The following is a 16,979-nucleotide window of genomic DNA, read 5'->3' on the forward strand; positions in this document are numbered from 1 at the left end:
TAAATTTAACATTCGAAGTATAAGTTAATGTTAAAAACTCAAAAAAAAATTAAATTAAATTAAACAAAAAGTATGAAAACAATTTATAAAAAGTTGTTATTTTTATTACTATTACTGCCTTTTAGTATTCTAGCTCAGAATACTGTAAGTGGATCTGTTATTGATAAAGTGTCAGGACAGCCAGTTCCGGGAGTAAATGTTAATGTGCAAGGTGCCTCTAATGGTGTTTCAACAGATTTTGACGGAAAGTTTCAATTGTCAAATGTAAAGAAAGGTGACAAAATCATATTTTCCTTCATTGGCTACAAAGTTTCTGTCGTGGATTATGATTCTCAAAAATCTTTGACAGTTTCTTTAGCTGAAGATGAAAATCAATTAAAGGAGGTAGTTGTACAAGTAGGTTATGGTACCGTTAAAAAGAAAGATGCTACAGGTGCAGTAACAGTATTAACAACTAAAGATTTTAATAAAGGTGCAAATGTAACGGCCGAAAACTTGCTTAACGGAAGAGTTGCGGGAGTTACCGTAAATACAAGTGGTGCTCCAGGTTCTGGTTCCCAAATTAGAATTCGTGGTGGATCTTCATTATTTGCAAGTAATGACCCATTAATAGTAATTGATGGTTTGCCAATTGAAAATAATTCAGACAAAAATTATGGTTCTACTTCTATTTTAGCCTCATTAAATCCGAGTACTATTGAGTCTATGACGGTTTTAAAAGATGCTTCGGCAACTGCTATTTATGGATCTCGCGCTTCTAATGGTGTAATTATTATTACTACCAAAAAGGGAGGGAAACAACTTTCTGTAGATTATAATTTCCAGTATGGAAGTGGTAAAATAGACAAAACAGTTGGTGTATTTGATGCGGCTGCTTTTAGAACTTTAATTGCAGAAAAACGACCTGGTGATGTGTCAAAGTTAGGTACAGCAAATACGGATTGGCAAAATGCAATTTACAGAAAAACGGATTATGTTGACAACAACATATCTATTAGAGGCAATCTGTTTAATACTATCCCATCTCGTCTTACAGTGGGGAATACGTATCAGGAAGGTTTGCGATTGACAAATACTTTTAATAGAAATACTGTTGGTTTAGCTTTAAATCCATCTTTTTTGAAAGATCATTTAAAAATAAAACTGAATGCGAATTACTCTAATGAGAATAACAGATTTGCAGAAGGTGTTGAAGGAAGTGCGCTACGTTTTGATCCAACACAACCTATCTATGATCAGACTTCGATCTACGGTGGATTTTTTGAATATTATGACCGTAGTAATGGAAGATTAACTTCTCAAACGCCAAGAAATCCTGTGGCGCAATTAATGCAAACGTTTGATACTGGAAAAAACAATCGCTTTTTTGGAAACTTTGAAGTAGATTATAAATTTCATTTCTTTCCAGCTTTACGAACAGTTATTAATGCAGGTTTTGATCAAGCAGATGGTGAAAGAACTAAATTGGCTTCAAATAATGTAGCTTCTTCAGGTTCAAACAACGACATTCCTTACGGGACCAATGAGTTTTCAAAAAGTATGAGAAAAAATAAGTTGTTAGATGCTTATTTGGTATATAACAAGACATTTGATAAATTGGTTTTTGATGCAACGGCTGGTTATTCGTACCAAAAATGGGATTCTGATAACTATCAATCAGGAAATATTAATGATCCAAATTTACCAACAGGTGTGACAGGGTTTCCAAAAACGAATGTAGATTATGATAGAGTTAATATTGGCTTTTTTGGAAGAACCAATTTAAATTTCAATGATAAATATTTAATGACTTTGTCTTATAGAAGAGATGGTTCTTCTCGATTTGACAAAGATAACAGATGGGCAAATTTCCCAGCTGCTGCATTTGCCTGGAAAATGAAAGAAGACTTTTTTGCTGATAGTAAAACAATTTCTGACTTAAAATTAAGATTGGGTTGGGGTATTACTGGACAACAAGAAATTGGAAATAACAATGATTATTTGCAACAATATAATCTAGGAAGCGGTAGTTCTCAATATTATTTTGGAACGGTAGCCTTGCCAATTGCAGTTTCTGCAAGACAAAGTTCAAATTTAAAATGGGAAGAAACTACAACCTATAATGCAGGTTTAGATTTCGGACTTTATGACAACAGAGTTTCGGGTAGTGTTGAAGTATTTTACAAAGATTCAAAAGATTTGTTAGCGGATGTTGCAACAGCAGACGGTAGTAACTTCTCAAATAGATCTTGGCAGAATATTGGAAGCTTTACAACTAAAGGGGTTGAATTTGCTTTAAGTTCCGATATTGTGAAAAATGAAGATTTTAATTGGAACCTAAACTTTAATGTAACTGCTTTTGAAAGAAAAATCACAGAATTAAATTCTGATTTTATTAGAACGGGAGATAATCTGGCGGGGACAGGAACGCAAGGCCAAGTACACCGTGTTGGGTATGCGCCAAATTCTTTCTTATTGTACAAACAATTATATGATACAGCCGGAAAACCACTTGAAGGTGCTTATGCAGATTTAGACGGGGATGGAATTATCAACTCTAATGATAAATATATTTATAAAAATCCTGATCCTAAAGCAACTTTTGGATTTGCATCAACTATGAATTATAAAAACCTTGATTTTTCTTTCAACTTAAGAGCAAGTGTTGGTAACAGAGTTTTTAATGCAGTTAACGCAAGTAGAGCTCAATACGATTTATTAACAACCGGTGCGACGGTTGGGAATATTCCAACATCAGTTTTAGACACAAATTTTAATACAACATCGAATGTAGTTTTGTCTGATATTTTTGTTGAAAACGCTTCATTTTTAAGAATGGATAATATTACACTAGGGTATACTTTTCCAAAATGGTTAGAAGGTAAAGCCTCATTACGTTTGTTTGCAGGTATGCAAAATGTTTTTGTTATTTCAGATTATTCTGGATTAGATCCGGAAATTGCTAATAATGGTGTTGATAATACCATTTACCCAAGACAACGCTCAATTTTAGGTGGAGTAAATGTTAAATTTTAATAATTAGATGATGAAAAAAATAAATATTATATACATACTATTTGCTTTTGTTGCATTACAATCGTGCACAAGTGATTTAGATGTAGTAGCAGAAGATACTAAAGTTAATTCACCAGAACAATTGTTTTCCACGCCCTTGGGATACAAACAAGCCTTGGCTGGAGTTTATGGTAATCTTAGTCTAACAGGTACTGGTGATGCAGGCTCATCGTTTTTGCAGGGAATTGATGCTGGAACAAGCCAGTTTGGAAGATGTATGTGGTACTTGCAAAACTTAACTACTGATGAAGTAGTGTGGACGTATGAGAACGATGAGGGTACAGCTGAATTACAAAGAAATACTTGGACATCTGCCAATCCTATATTATTGGGTATGTTTAGTAGAACTATGGCGGAAGTAGCACTTGCTAATGATTTTTTAAGACAATCTACTCCAGAGCTTTTAAGTGCAAGAGGTATTACCGCTACTGCTGACGTTGCCGAAATCAACTTTTACAGAAATGAAGTAAGAGTATTGAGAGCTTTTGCTTACTATAATATGATGGATTTGTTTGGTAAAGCACCGTTTGTTACAGAAACTGATCCTTTGAATTTTAAGGGGCCTCAATATGACAGAAAACAGTTGTTCTCTTTTATTGAGACAGAATTGAATGCCGTAATTCCTAATTTAAAAGCTGCAAGAGCCAATGAATATGGTAGATTAGACAAAGCAATGGCTCAAATGATTTTAGCTAAGATGTATTTGAATGCTGAAGTATATATTGGAGCGCCAAAATATGCAGAATGTATGGCTAAATGTAGCGAGGTTATTAGCGGTGGGTATACTTTAAATACAAAATATTTAAACAACTTTAAAGCAGATAATCAGACTTCATCTGAAATGATTTTTACATTACAATCGGATGGGGTTAAAACTCAAAATTATGGTGCAACGACCGTTATGATCAACGGACAAGTAGGCTCTCTTGAAGGAAACGGAGCAGAATTTGGTGTTGGAGGCTGGGGTGGAGCCTTGAGACTTAGAAAACAATTTGTGGAAAAGTTTGATGGTTCTAAATTCCTAACTGATGCAAGAAAAACATATACTACATCAGGCGCAAGAACGCTTGAAATCGCAAGTTTAACTAATGGAGCTCAAGGTTATATTTTACATAAATATTCAAATAAAACTGTCGCCGGAGTTGCGGGTGTAAATTCAACATTTGTGGATACGGATTTTCCTTTGTTCAGGTTAGCAGATGCTTATTTAATGTATGCAGAAGCTCAAATGAGAAAAGACGGTGCTACAAATGGTAGTACAGCTACAAACACAACCGCACAATCATTAAAATATATTAATGATTTAAGAGAAAGAGCTAATAATGGTTCGACGGCTGCAAATGTATCTAAAGGAGAAGTTAATCTTGATTTTGTTATAGACGAGAGATCTAGAGAATTACACTGGGAAGGTCATAGAAGACAAGATTTAATCCGATTTAATAAATACGGAGGAGGAAACTACAATTGGGCTTGGAAAGGAAATATTGCAAACGGTACTTCAATTGGTACTGAAAAGAATGTATTTCCAATACCAACAGCTGCTATTTCAGCTAATCCAAATTTAACACAAAATACAGGATATTAATAAATAATTTTATTTAGATATACATGAAAAATTCAATTAAATGTTTAATAGCTTTTATCAGTCTGATATCCTTGTCTTGTGCAAATGATGTTGAAGACGTACAAGCTCTTACAGCGGATTCAAGTTTAAAATTGCTTACGCCGACTTCTGATTTTAATCTTGTTCTTGATGGAGCAAAATTAAACGATTTGGCGACCACCTTGGTATGGAATGATCCTGCAAATGTTACAGGTGCTACCATAACTTATACAGTTCAAGCGGCTAAAACAGGAACTAACTTTGCAACTCCGGTAGTAGTAGGTACAACGACCAATCAGTTTTTAGACGTGACTGTTGGTAATTTAGACGCAACAGCGAAAAGCTTAGGATTACCAGCTCTTATTGAAGGTCAAATGGAGATTCGTATTAAAAGTAGTATTTCTGCAGAAACTTCAAATTTCTATACCTTAAAAGTAACTCCTTATCTTCCAAACTGGGGTATCATTGGTGGTGCAACTCCACTTGGTTGGGACAAAAGTACAGATATGGCTTTCAATCCAATAAGTGGGACTTATTCAATTTCATTAGCTTTAACAACTGGTGAATTTAAATTTAGATTAGATAATGCCTGGACAACCAATTATGGAGATGATGGGAATAATCTTTCCTTAGAATCTGGAGCAGCTAATATTCCTGTTACCGCAGGTAATTACACCATTGTAGCTAATTTTACGACTAAAACATATACCATAACGCCAATCATAGATGCTTGGGGTATAATTGGAGATGCCACAACAACGGGTTGGGATTCTGACACACTTTTAGATTACAATCCCACAACCAAAAAGTATTCTATTACCATGAAAATGAAATTGGGATCATTCAAATTTAGATTAAATCATGATTGGGGTACTAATTATGGGGATGACGGAAATAACTTATCATTAGATAATGGCGGTTCCAATATTGCTATTACGGATGCGGGTACCTATTATATAACTGTTGATTTTACAGGATTGACGTACACAATTAAAAAAATATAATTTAAAAGATATAAAAATGAAAAATATAATTAGATTTCTAATTGCTTTTATCAGTATCACAGCAATATCTTGTACAGATGAAGTTATGGATAGAGAAGCCGTAAGTACAAACGCTGCTCCAACTCTAAAAACGCCATCTACAAGTTTTGATTTAGTACTTGATAAAAACAAACCAAATGATCTTGCCACTACTTTTGTTTGGGATTATGCTACATATAATGGAACTTCAACCATTGTTACGTATAGCATTGAGTTTGCTGCTGCAGGAACAAAATTTGCAAATCCAACAGTTGTAGCTACTAGTACAAGTAAATTTAAAAATTTTACTGTAAATGAGTTAAACTCTGCTGCGTTAAGTGCTGGTTTTGCTCCCTTTCTTAAAAACTCAGTAGATGTACGTGTTTTATCTACTGTGGGTACAACAGGAAGTTTATCGCAACCATCAAACTCTTATACTATAAAGTTGACACCATATCCGGCATGGCCTAACTGGGGAATTATTGGAAGTGCTACTCCTACAGGATGGGACTCTGATACTAATTTGGATTATGACTTAGCAACTAAAAAGTATTCAGTTACCATGCTCTTAATCGCAGGTGGTGAGTTTAAATTTAGATTGGATGATGGTTGGGCAGATAATTTTGGGGATAACGGAAATAATTTGACGCTAGATGCTGGAGGAGCTAATATTCCAGTTGCTGTGACGGGAACTTATAAAATTGTTATCGATTTTGCAGAAAAAACATACACCATTACAAAACTATAATTATTTTATAATTACCGTAAAAGGGCTATTTTTTTAATAGCCCTTTTTTTATAAAACCCAAAAACTATGAAAAAAATTATACTTTTAGTATCGCTTTTCTTTTCAATTATCGCAATTGGGCAACAACAGTCGGTCGTTTATTCTGTTAGTCCAGCTACTTTTGAGGAGACAACTGCTATTATCATTAGCATCAATGGCGCCTCAGTAAATGAAGGTGTCTGGGGAGTTACCGGAAACGCATTATATATTTGGACATGGTCTTTTGATATAAATGACGCGAACAGTATTGATTGCCCTACGAATGGGATATGGAACGCATCTAACGAGGCGAATCGTTTTACCTATAATTCGGCTACAGATACCTATACCAAGACATTTACACCAAATGTTTTCTATAACAGAAACGGAATAGGTAAAATAGGTTTCCTAGTGAAAGCTAAGGATGGGACTGGGGACAAAAAATCGCAAGATAATTTTGTTGAAGTGGGTGCGTACCAAGTGACTCTAAATACACCCGCAGAAAATGGTTCTACAATTATAGCATCTGGTGGAAGTTTGAATATTTCAGCTTCTAATACGGGTGGAAATGCCAGTTATGTATTGAAAGCAAACGGTATTACATTAAATACAAATGCAGTAGCTTCCAGTTATTCTTATAATCATACGAATATTACAGGAAATCAAAATTATGAATTGCAGGTTACTCAAGGGGCAACTGTAATCACTAAAAAGTTCAGTGCGATAGTGAATCCAAATGTGGTTAGTGAAGCTATTCCTGTGGGTTTATTGGACGGAATCAATTACAATACTGCCGATGCTACAAAAGCAACTTTGGTTTTGGATGCTCCATTCAAAGATTTTATTTACGTAGCGGGAAGTTTCAACAATTGGCAACCAACTAGTTCTTTTGCCATGAAAAAGGACCCTGTTTCAGGAAAATTTTGGTTAGAATTAACCGGATTAGTTTCAGGAACAAATTATACCTACCAATATTGGGTAGTTGATGCAACACCTATAGCCGGAACTCCTTCTTTGGTGAAAACTGCCGATCCATATTCGACTTTAGTATTGTCTCCTGATGATGATCCTTTCATTCCTGCTACCAGTTATCCTAACCTTCCATTATATCCTGCTGGTCAGCAGCGTGAAGTAACAGTATTGCAAACAGGAAAAACTCCTTATGCTTGGAGTAGTGCCACCACAAATTTTGTCAAACCTGCAAAAGAAAATTTAGTGGTTTATGAATTGTTGGTTCGTGATTTTGATGCCAATAGAAGCTATCAAGACTTGATTAATAAAATCGATTATTTCAAAAATTTGAAAATAAACGCGATTGAGTTGATGCCGGTGATGGAATATGAAGGCAATGAAAGTTGGGGGTACAATACCTCTTTTCACATGGCTTTGGATAAATTTTATGGAACTTCTGAAAAGTTAAAAGAATTTGTTGATTTGTGCCATCAAAACGGAATTGCTGTAATTCTGGATGTGGCATTGAATCACGCTTTTGGAAGAAATCCAATGCTTCGTATGTGGATGAATGATCCTGATGGAGATGGTTGGGGTTCTCCTTCCACTGAAAATCCTTATTTTAATACAACGGCTATGCATAGTTATAGTGTTGGAGAAGATTTTAACCACCAACAGCCAAGAACACAAAATTATGTACAACGTGTCATCAAACAATGGGTAGAAGAATATAAAATTGACGGATTTCGTTGGGATTTAACCAAAGGTTTTACTCAAAATTGTCCTGCCAATGTTGCTGGTGGTCAAGAAGCTTGTACCGGTGTTAAACAACAAGATCGAGTGGATGTATTGCGAAAATATGCTGATTATTCTTGGAGTTTAGACCCAACGCATTATACTATTTTTGAACACTTAGGGAATGATGATGAAGAGCAGCTTTGGGCGAATTACAAGATTAATGAAACGCCAAGTAAAGGAATTATGATGTGGGGAATAATGACCAGTCAATACAATGAATTGTCTATGGGGTATTCTGGAAATATTTCTCGTATGAATAGTTCGAGCAGAGGCTTTACCTCAAATAGATTGATGGGTTATGCCGAAAGTCATGATGAGGAACGATTAATGTATAAAAATTTACAATTCGGGAACAGTACCAATGCTGCTCATAATGTAAAAACATTAAATGTAGCCTTGTCTAGAATGTCAGCAATTGGAGCGGTTTCTTTATTGGTTCCTGGACCAAAGATGATTTGGCATTTTGGGGAATTAGGTTGGGAAAATTCTATTTTTACGTGTAATAATGGAACGGTAAACACGTCGTCCGATGCAATATCTGGGGATTGTAAATTAGATACTAAACAGCAACCACAATGGGTTAATAATTGGCTTGGAGATGCCAATAGAAGTAAAATTTATAACGATTGGTCTAAGATGATTACGATGAAAACTATAGAGCCTGTTTTTTCAGGAACTGCAACCATGTCGAATACCAGTTCGTTGTATCCAAATATCAGAATTACCAATAGTGCTTTGGCGTCAAGCCAACTTAAAGATGTTTTGATCTTGGCTAATTTTAATGTAACCACACAAAATGTAGCAACTGGATTTCCTTATACTGGTGAGTGGTACAATTTGATGGATAATACAACAATCACTGTTGTTAATGTAAATGATCCAATAACAATTCCGGCTGGTGATTACCGAATCTACGGTAATAAAACAGCATCATTGGCAATAACTGATTACGAAAAATCACCAACGATTGTGTTGTATCCAAACCCTGCGTCTGATTATTTTACTTTAAATGCGGCGACTTCTAAAGTGCAGATTTTTTCTATAACAGGACAATTGGTAAAAACGTTTGATGCAAATCAATCTGAAGGACATCAATATATAATTAGTGATTTGAATCAAGGTTTCTATATAGTAAAAGCGTATGATGAGAATAATGGAATACAGGTATTGAAGTTCATTAAGGAATAATACGGTTTGTTTGTTTGTTTTAAGTGTTTGAAAGGCTGTCCCTACATGGACAGCCTTTTTTGTATAAAAAAAACTGCTCCATAAATGGAACAGTTTTCAACAAATTACTACAACTAAAAAAAACTATATTTTACCGTCTTTGATTTCATCTACGATTTCAGGATTCAACAACGTTGAGGTGTCGCCAAAATTAGAATAATCACCTTCGGCAATCTTACGCAGAATTCTACGCATGATTTTTCCGGAACGGGTTTTTGGTAAACCGGAAACAAACTGGATTTTATCCAATTTGGCGATTGGTCCAATATGATCCGATATGTGTTGGTTAATCTCTTTACTTAGGTTTTCTCTATCGCGATATTCTCCGGTTTCTTTTAGAATTACAAAACCATACAAAGCATTTCCTTTGATGTCATGTGGGAAGCCAACAATAGCACTTTCGGCAACTGCAGGATGCTCATTGATGGCATCTTCGATAGGTGCAGTTCCCAGATTGTGTCCAGAAACAATTACCACATCGTCTACACGGCCAGTGATTCTGTAATACCCAACTTCGTCACGCAAAGCGCCGTCGCCAGTGAAATATTTACCTGGAAAGGTAGAAAAATAGGTTTCCTTGTATCTTTGGTGATCGCCCCAAATCGTTCTGGCAATTCCTGGCCAAGGGAATTTAATACATAAACTTCCAGTAACCTGATTGCCTTCGATTTCATTGCGTTTTTCATCCATCAAAACGGGTTGGATTCCTGGTAACGGTAACGAAGCGTAGGTTGGTTTTGTTGGAGTTACAAACGCAATTGGCGAAATCATAATTCCTCCCGTTTCGGTTTGCCACCAAGTGTCCACGACAGGACATTTCTTGTCTCCTACGTGGTTATTGTACCAGTGCCAAGCTTCCTCGTTGATGGGTTCTCCCACCGATCCAATCACTTTCAAAGAAGTCAATTGATATCTTTGTACATATTCGATGCTTTCTTTTGCCAAGGCTCTAATGGCCGTTGGTGCCGTGTAAAACTGAGTAACTTTATGCTTTTCGATGGTTTGCCAAAAGCGACTGAAATCTGGATAGGATGGAACACCTTCGAAAATTACCGTCGTAGCTCCGTTCAATAATGGTCCGTAAAGAATATAGGAATGTCCGGTAATCCAGCCAATGTCAGCGGTACACCAGAAAATATCATTGTCTTCATAATTAAAAACGTTCTTAAACGTATACGCAGAGTACACCATATAACCTGCTGTAGTGTGTACCATTCCTTTTGGTTTTCCTGTTGAACCGGAAGTGTAAAGGATGAACAAAGGATCTTCGGCATCCATGATTTCTGCCACATTATTATCCGAAGCTTGGTCTAAAAGAGGCTGCAACCATTGGTCACGACCTTCTTTCATATTGATAGTGGAGTTGATTCTTTTAGCAACTAAAACGTTCTCTACACAAGGGCAATTCAATAAGGCTTCATCAACGATACTTTTTAAATCGATGGTTTTATTCCCGCGATATCCACCATCGGAAGTGATTACCATTTTACATTCGCTGTCATTGATTCTTGCTGCAACTGCGGAAGCAGAAAATCCTGCAAAAACAACCGAGTGAATGGCTCCAATTCTGGCGCAGGCCAAAGTGGTAATCGCTAATTCAGGAATCATTGGTAAGTAAATACAAACACGATCTCCTTTTTGTATGCCTTGTTCCTTTAAGACATTCGCCATTTTGCAAACACGTTCGTACAATTCATTATAGGAAATATGCAAAGCTTCTTCATTTGGATCATTTGGTTCAAAAATGATAGCTGTTTTATCTCCTTTTTTGGCAAGATGCCTGTCGATACAGTTTTTTACAATGTTTACTTTAGCATTGGTAAACCATTTTATATCGGCTTCAGCCATGTTAAAGTCTACAACTTTATCCCATTCTTGGTACCAAGTAAAATTTTCAGACGCTACTTTATCCCAGAATTTTTTGGGCTCACGAACTGATTTTTTGTAATGTTTAAAGTACTCTTCTAAATTATTAATTTTATAGTAACTCATGATTTTGGTAAATTTTAAATATTATAAACGCCTATTTTATACTTTTTTAATGTGGTAACGATTTCTTCGACAATGGTTTCGTCATCAATAGTGGAAGGAATCTGGAATTCCTCGCCATCTGTAATGCTGCGCATCAGTTTTCGGAGGATTTTCCCCGAGCGTGTTTTTGGTAATCGTTGTACAATAACTACATTTCTCAACGAGGCAACTGCGCCAATTTGCTGGCGAACCAGTTTAATAATTTCTTGTTCCAATTGATAATGTTCGATTTCATCTCCTGATTTGGTAACCACTAAAGCCAAAGGAATTTGCCCTTTCAACTCATCTTGAATTCCAATAACGGCACATTCAGCCACGGAGTAGTGGGAAGCAACAACTTCTTCCATTTCAGCCGTTGACAATCGATGTCCCGCTACATTTATTACGTCATCCGTTCTTCCGGTGATGAAAATATATCCGTCTTCATCTTTATAACCACCGTCGCCAGATAGATAATATCCATCAAATTTACTGAAATAACCTGCTTTGAAACGTGCTTCGTTTTCCCAAATCCCTAACATATTTCCAGGAGGCAATGGCAGTTTTACAACCACCAAGCCCTCTTCATTGGCGTTTAATTCGTCGCCGTTTTCATTAAAAATTCGAATATCATATCCGCAAACTGCTTTTGTGGCTGAACCGGATTTGACTGGCATTTTTTCAATACCAAGAGAATTGGCAATCATTGGCCAACCGGATTCTGTTTGCCACCAATGGTCAATTACGGGAATAGGAATGTGTTGTTGGTACCATTCTAATGTGGCATTGTCACAACGTTCTCCCGCTAAAAATTGGTTTTTAAGAGCGCTCAAGTCATATTGTTTGATGAATTCTCCGTCAGGATCTTCTTTTTTGATGGCTCGAATGGCAGTTGGAGCCGTAAACATCGTGCCCACTTTATGCTCCGAAATTATTCTCCAAAACGTACTTGCATCAGGAGTTTTTATCGGTTTACCTTCAAAAATTATGGTTGTATTTCTGTTTAATAACGGTCCGTAAAGAATGTAGCTGTGCCCCACTGCCCAACCCATATCCGATGCTGCCCAAAAAGTCTCATCTTCCTTTACATTGTAAATGTATTTCATGGAAAATTTCAATGCTACGGCATATCCACCAGTATCTCTAACAATTCCTTTTGGTTTTCCTGTAGTTCCGGAAGTGTACAAAATATACAGCGGATGATTCGAATTTACAGGAATACAAGGTGTTTCTTCGGAGCCGTAAACCAATGCATCGTAATCTACATCATACTTTTTAAACGGAATTCTAGCACCTAATTTTCTATTAAAAACGATTACTTTTTTTGGTCTGTGACTCGCCAATGCAATAGCTTCATCTACCAAAGGTTTGTATGCAATTAATCGGTCCACTTCAATTCCGGATGAAGCAGTAATAATCGCTCTGGGTTTGCAATCGTCTATTCTGATAGCCAATTCATGTGGCGCAAAACCTCCAAAAACAACCGAATGAATCACTCCAATTCTTGCGCAAGCCAACATGGCAAAAGCAGTTTGAGGAATCATGGGCATGTAAATTATGGCGGTATCGCCTTTCTTTAATCCTAATGATTGCATGCCTCCCGCGAGTTTTGCGACTTCGGTTTTTACTTCCGAAAAGGTGTATTTTTTCACGGTTTGTGTCACCGGAGAATCATAAATAAAAGCGACCTGATCTCCACAACCATCCTGAATGTGCTTGTCTAACGCCAAATAACAAATGTTCAATTCTCCATCTTTGTACCAAAGCGGATATCCATTTTCGTCTTTCGATAAAATTGTCTCCGGTTTGTTGTACCACTCAATTGCATCAGCTTGTTCTGCCCAGAATTTTTCTGGATGCGCAATGCTGTTCTCATAAATTTCCTTGTATTCCATTGTGTTGAATTTGTTTCTTATTGAATTAATTCATGAACTTGATCGACTAATTTTTTAACTGAAAAGGGCTTTACAACATATAAATTAGCACCTAATGAAAGTCCTTTTTCAATATCTTTTTCCTTGTTTTTTGCCGAAAGGAAAATGACCTTGCAATGCCGCAGTCGTTCGTCTTTTTTTATTTGTTCTAATGTGGCAAAACCGTCCACCATGGGCATCATTACATCCAGAATTATGACATCCGGAAGTTGTTTTTGTAAAATATCCAGTGCTTCCTGGCCATCACGCGCTATGAAAACTTCAAAATTGTTCTTTTTGAATGTGTATTCCAGTGACATTACAATGTTTGGTTCGTCGTCTACAATTAAAATCTTTTTCATTTTTTAACTATTTTCTGCTGTATTATAATTGGGTAGTGTGAAGATTAGAGTAGCTCCTTCAACCACATTATCTTCAGCCCAAATTTTACCTTTATGATGTTCAATAATTTGTTTACAAATGGCTAAACCCAGTCCGCTTCCTATGGGTTTTTTTACGTTTTGGTTTCGAGATTGATAGAATTTATCAAAAATAGCTTCAAAATCTTCTTTTTTAATTCCTTTGCCGTTGTTGTGTATTTTGACTTCGATATTGTCTTTATTTTCATCAATGGAAATCACTATTTTTCCGTCTGTTTCCGAACAAAATTTTATAGCATTTGAAACTAAATTATGGATGACCTGAACGATTCGCTCTTCGTCATAAAAAGCTTTTATTTCTTTGGAGGCATCCTCAAATTCAATGCTGATATTTTTGTTTTTTAATAATTGCTGGAGGGAATCCAACGTGTTTTTAATCGTTCTTGTGATGTTATTTTTAGACAAATAAATCTTTTGTTTTCCAGTTTCAAATTTTTCTAAATCCAGAATTTTATCAATCAAACGATTCAATCGATCCGACTCCGATATGATGTTTTGCAAAAACTGTTTTCTCAGTTCCTCTGGAATATCATCATCGTCATGTAGAATCTCGCTCGCTGCACGAATAGCGGTTATTGGTGTTCTCAATTCATGGGTAACGGTATCCAAAAATTCATCTTTTTGAATGTCTTTATTGACTAATTCCTGATTCGCATTTTTGAGTTGTTCTGATATTTTTTTTAATTCATTCGAAGTGTCTGTTAATTTTTTATTGATGATGATATTTTCTTTTGATTCCTCCAAAATTCGCAATACTTCGGGCAAACTGATTTTGTCTTCTTTGACCACACTCGATATTAATATTTTGGCGGAGGCCGTACCAATGTGTCCCGTCAATAAATTTTCGGCAAACTTTATGAATCGCGCATCGGCAGTGGTAATATCTTTGTCAATGTTGTATTTTAAATTAAAAATAGTCAAAGCTCGTTTGGTTCTTTCTTCGCCAAGAAATCGCTGTAAGACTTTTTGAATATCAGAAATATACGCAGTTCCTTTCCATACAAAAGCGTTTTCGTGATTGGTGATGTATTTGTCAATATCCACAAACATTTCGGCATAATTGCGTTCTCTATAATTGCCTTTGAAACTCACTGAAACCGCAGAATAACTCAGAATATTAATTAATAAGCTCCAAAAAACAGCATGTGGAATAGGGTCTAAATAATCCAAACCAAAAAGTTGAAAAGGCTTCAGTAATTCAATTCCCCAAGGTCCTTCCTGAATAAACATGCTGGTTGATTTTGTGATTCCAATAGCGTACGGAATTAGTAGGGTGTAAAAACAGGTTAAAAAACCAAGAATAATCCCCGTTACCGCACCAAATTTAGAACCTCTTTTCCAGAATAATGCACCAAAAAAGGAAGGAGCCAGTTGTGCTATAACGACAAAGGAAACCAGTCCGATGGAAACCAAAGAATAGTCTAAAATGAATATTCTATAAATGGCATACGCCAAAATGATAAGCGAAAAAATTCCTATTTTTCGACTATTTACAATCCGTTTACTGTTCTTTTTCTGTGAAGAATTTTCTAGTGAACCAATGAAGCCATACGGAATCAGTAAGTTGTTACTTAGCATTGTAGCGAGTGCAATTGAAGATACGATAATCATTGAAATCGCTGCCGAAAATCCACCCAGAAAAACCATCACTGTCAATACATTATTGTCAAAAAACTGTGGGATTAATAAGGAATACGTATCTGAATTATGCCCTTTTCCTTCAAAAAGAATATTGCCGCCCCAAGCAATTGGAAAAACAAAAAGGTTGAAAAGTAGCAGGTACAACGGAAAAAGCCAAATCGCTGTTCGGATGTGGGTTTCTTTATTGTTCTCGACAATTGCAGTGTGGAATTGTCTTGGCAAAAGGAAAATAGCAAACATCGATAAAATGCAAAGAAAGAACCAGTTGATTCCGTTTGTAATGCCGCCTATCGTATTTTTCTTGTCGAAATCTTTAAGGACAGCCGCTCTTTGATAAATGTCATCAAAACCGTCAAAAACAAAATAGGTAACATAAATCCCCACGATCAAAAAGAAAACTAACTTCAAGATAGATTCCATAGCTACGGCGGTAACTATTCCGCGTCTTTTTTCGGAAGCATCTACATATTTGGTACCATAATAGGAAGCAAATAATGCCAACGCTATGCAAACATAAGTGGTTGTATCAGTGAAAATATTGTCACTCGATTGTGTTTTTGTAACAATATGGAAGGTGTCTGAAATTGACTTTAACTGTAAAGAGATATAGGGTAAAATACCAACAATGCAAATCGTAGTTACTAAAGCTCCCAGAAATCTACTGTTTCCGTATCGTAAAGAAATAAAATCTGCAATACTGGAGATTTTATTTACTCTCGAAATTCGGATAATTTTCTTGAGAATAATCATCCACGTTGGGATAATTAATATGGGACCTAAATAAATGGGTAAATAACTCAAACCGGATTCTGCAGCAACACCAATACTTCCATAGTAGGTCCAGGCTGTACAATATACGGCTAATGAAAAGGAATAAATGTAGGGGTTATTTGTCCATTTAGAATGACTTCTTTTTTCAGACCAATAGGCAATGTAAAAAAGAATCGACAAATAAAGCACCAATATTAATAAGAGTCCAATGCTATTCATAATATCGTTTTATGATTAGGTAGGAAGTAGCAATTGAAAATAACCAAGCCGAGAAGATATAAATATAGATTATTGGGAATCCAAAAAGTGGTTTTGAACTGTCAAATAACAGCAAAAGTGGTATGTTCAACGCTAATAGTACTAGCATTGAAAGAATAACCAACTTTTGTTCATGTCTCTTTTTCATAAGGAAATGCGGTTTGCTTTTCAGCAGAATGTTCTTTCGCCTTTTTTTATAATTCTGTTTTAGAATCTAAGGCTTGATTAAAAAAATAAACAACCTCTGCAAATTAATGCAGAGACTGTCTATTTTGGTAATGGTTTGGTTAACTGTCTTTTTCATCGTAATCACCCATTAAGGAAAAGTACCCAAAGGTTCCCAATCCTAAAACAATTAATGGAGTTAGTATAAAGAGTATAATTATTCCGAAAACTAAGTCTTCTTGTTTTCCGGACATCAATTTTGGTAATCCAAAAGTGAAGATGCAAAAATAGGCTGCGGCAGCTGCTAATGCAATCCAAACTAGTCCTAATATTCTTTTTAATTGATTCATAGCTGTGTTT

Annotated in this window: 11 protein-coding genes; 5 read left to right on the top strand and 6 right to left on the bottom strand. The window is 35.8% G+C overall.

The window, feature by feature from the left end; translation table 11 throughout:
• Positions 1–72: 72 nt before the first annotated feature.
• The 5 genes from DR871_RS05865 (at position 73) to DR871_RS05885 (ending at position 9,382) form a co-directional block, all read left to right on the top strand.
• Positions 73–3,015: a SusC/RagA family TonB-linked outer membrane protein gene (locus DR871_RS05865; protein WP_113664434.1), complete on the top strand. Its 2,943-nt coding sequence runs from the start codon at positions 73–75 to the stop codon at positions 3,013–3,015.
• A 7-nt stretch (positions 3,016–3,022) separates the two neighbouring features.
• The gene (locus DR871_RS05870) at positions 3,023–4,639 is read left to right on the top strand and encodes a RagB/SusD family nutrient uptake outer membrane protein (protein WP_242497076.1); all 1,617 of its coding nucleotides are present in this window, start codon (positions 3,023–3,025) and stop codon (positions 4,637–4,639) included.
• A 23-nt stretch (positions 4,640–4,662) separates the two neighbouring features.
• A complete protein-coding gene (locus DR871_RS05875) occupies positions 4,663–5,661 on the top strand; it encodes a SusE domain-containing protein (RefSeq protein ID WP_113664433.1) in 999 nt (332 codons plus the stop codon).
• Between the two features lie 16 nt (positions 5,662–5,677).
• Positions 5,678–6,427 (top strand): SusE domain-containing protein, encoded by a 750-nt coding sequence (locus DR871_RS05880; protein ID WP_113664432.1) that lies wholly within the window; start codon positions 5,678–5,680, stop codon positions 6,425–6,427.
• Positions 6,428–6,493: 66 nt separating this feature from the next.
• On the top strand, positions 6,494–9,382 hold the full coding sequence (locus DR871_RS05885; protein ID WP_113664431.1) for an alpha-amylase family glycosyl hydrolase: 2,889 nt from the start codon (positions 6,494–6,496) through the stop codon (positions 9,380–9,382).
• 123 nt (positions 9,383–9,505) lie between these two features.
• Here DR871_RS05885 and acs read toward each other — a convergent pair whose 3' ends face one another.
• From acs to DR871_RS05915, 6 genes are all read right to left on the bottom strand, one after another.
• A complete protein-coding gene (gene acs / locus DR871_RS05890) occupies positions 9,506–11,413 on the bottom strand; it encodes an acetate--CoA ligase (RefSeq protein ID WP_091255686.1) in 1,908 nt (635 codons plus the stop codon).
• Positions 11,414–11,427: 14 nt separating this feature from the next.
• Positions 11,428–13,326, bottom strand: coding sequence for an acetate--CoA ligase (locus tag DR871_RS05895; protein ID WP_113664430.1), 1,899 nt, complete (start codon positions 13,324–13,326; stop codon positions 11,428–11,430).
• Positions 13,327–13,343: 17 nt separating this feature from the next.
• Complete coding sequence (locus DR871_RS05900) at positions 13,344–13,706, bottom strand: response regulator transcription factor (protein WP_113637591.1); 363 nt, start codon at positions 13,704–13,706, stop codon at positions 13,344–13,346.
• Positions 13,707–13,709: 3 nt separating this feature from the next.
• Entirely contained in the window at positions 13,710–16,415 is a 2,706-nt protein-coding gene (locus tag DR871_RS05905; RefSeq protein ID WP_113664429.1) for a sensor histidine kinase, read from the bottom strand.
• Entirely contained in the window at positions 16,408–16,602 is a 195-nt protein-coding gene (locus DR871_RS05910; protein ID WP_113664428.1) for a hypothetical protein, read from the bottom strand. Before DR871_RS05910 ends, DR871_RS05905 begins: the two co-directional genes overlap by 8 nt.
• A gap of 139 nt (positions 16,603–16,741) precedes the next feature.
• The gene (locus DR871_RS05915) at positions 16,742–16,969 is read right to left on the bottom strand and encodes a DUF6814 family protein (protein WP_113665423.1); all 228 of its coding nucleotides are present in this window, start codon (positions 16,967–16,969) and stop codon (positions 16,742–16,744) included.
• Between the last annotated feature and the right edge of the window lie 10 nt (positions 16,970–16,979).

This window comes from Flavobacterium petrolei (genome assembly GCF_003314435.2).
GTDB lineage: Bacteria > Bacteroidota > Bacteroidia > Flavobacteriales > Flavobacteriaceae > Flavobacterium > Flavobacterium petrolei.

Coding starts and splice junctions, on each gene's coding strand:
- DR871_RS05910 (WP_113664428.1), bottom strand. CDS start 16,602: ATGAAAAAGAGACATGAACAAAAGTTGGTTATTCTTTCAATGCTAGTA.
- DR871_RS05880 (WP_113664432.1), top strand. CDS start 5,678: ATGAAAAATATAATTAGATTTCTAATTGCTTTTATCAGTATCACAGCA.
- DR871_RS05885 (WP_113664431.1), top strand. CDS start 6,494: ATGAAAAAAATTATACTTTTAGTATCGCTTTTCTTTTCAATTATCGCA.
- DR871_RS05865 (WP_113664434.1), top strand. CDS start 73: ATGAAAACAATTTATAAAAAGTTGTTATTTTTATTACTATTACTGCCT.
- DR871_RS05915 (WP_113665423.1), bottom strand. CDS start 16,969: ATGAATCAATTAAAAAGAATATTAGGACTAGTTTGGATTGCATTAGCA.
- DR871_RS05875 (WP_113664433.1), top strand. CDS start 4,663: ATGAAAAATTCAATTAAATGTTTAATAGCTTTTATCAGTCTGATATCC.
- DR871_RS05870 (WP_242497076.1), top strand. CDS start 3,023: ATGATGAAAAAAATAAATATTATATACATACTATTTGCTTTTGTTGCA.
- DR871_RS05900 (WP_113637591.1), bottom strand. CDS start 13,706: ATGAAAAAGATTTTAATTGTAGACGACGAACCAAACATTGTAATGTCA.
- DR871_RS05895 (WP_113664430.1), bottom strand. CDS start 13,326: ATGGAATACAAGGAAATTTATGAGAACAGCATTGCGCATCCAGAAAAA.
- acs (WP_091255686.1), bottom strand. CDS start 11,413: ATGAGTTACTATAAAATTAATAATTTAGAAGAGTACTTTAAACATTAC.
- DR871_RS05905 (WP_113664429.1), bottom strand. CDS start 16,415: ATGAATAGCATTGGACTCTTATTAATATTGGTGCTTTATTTGTCGATT.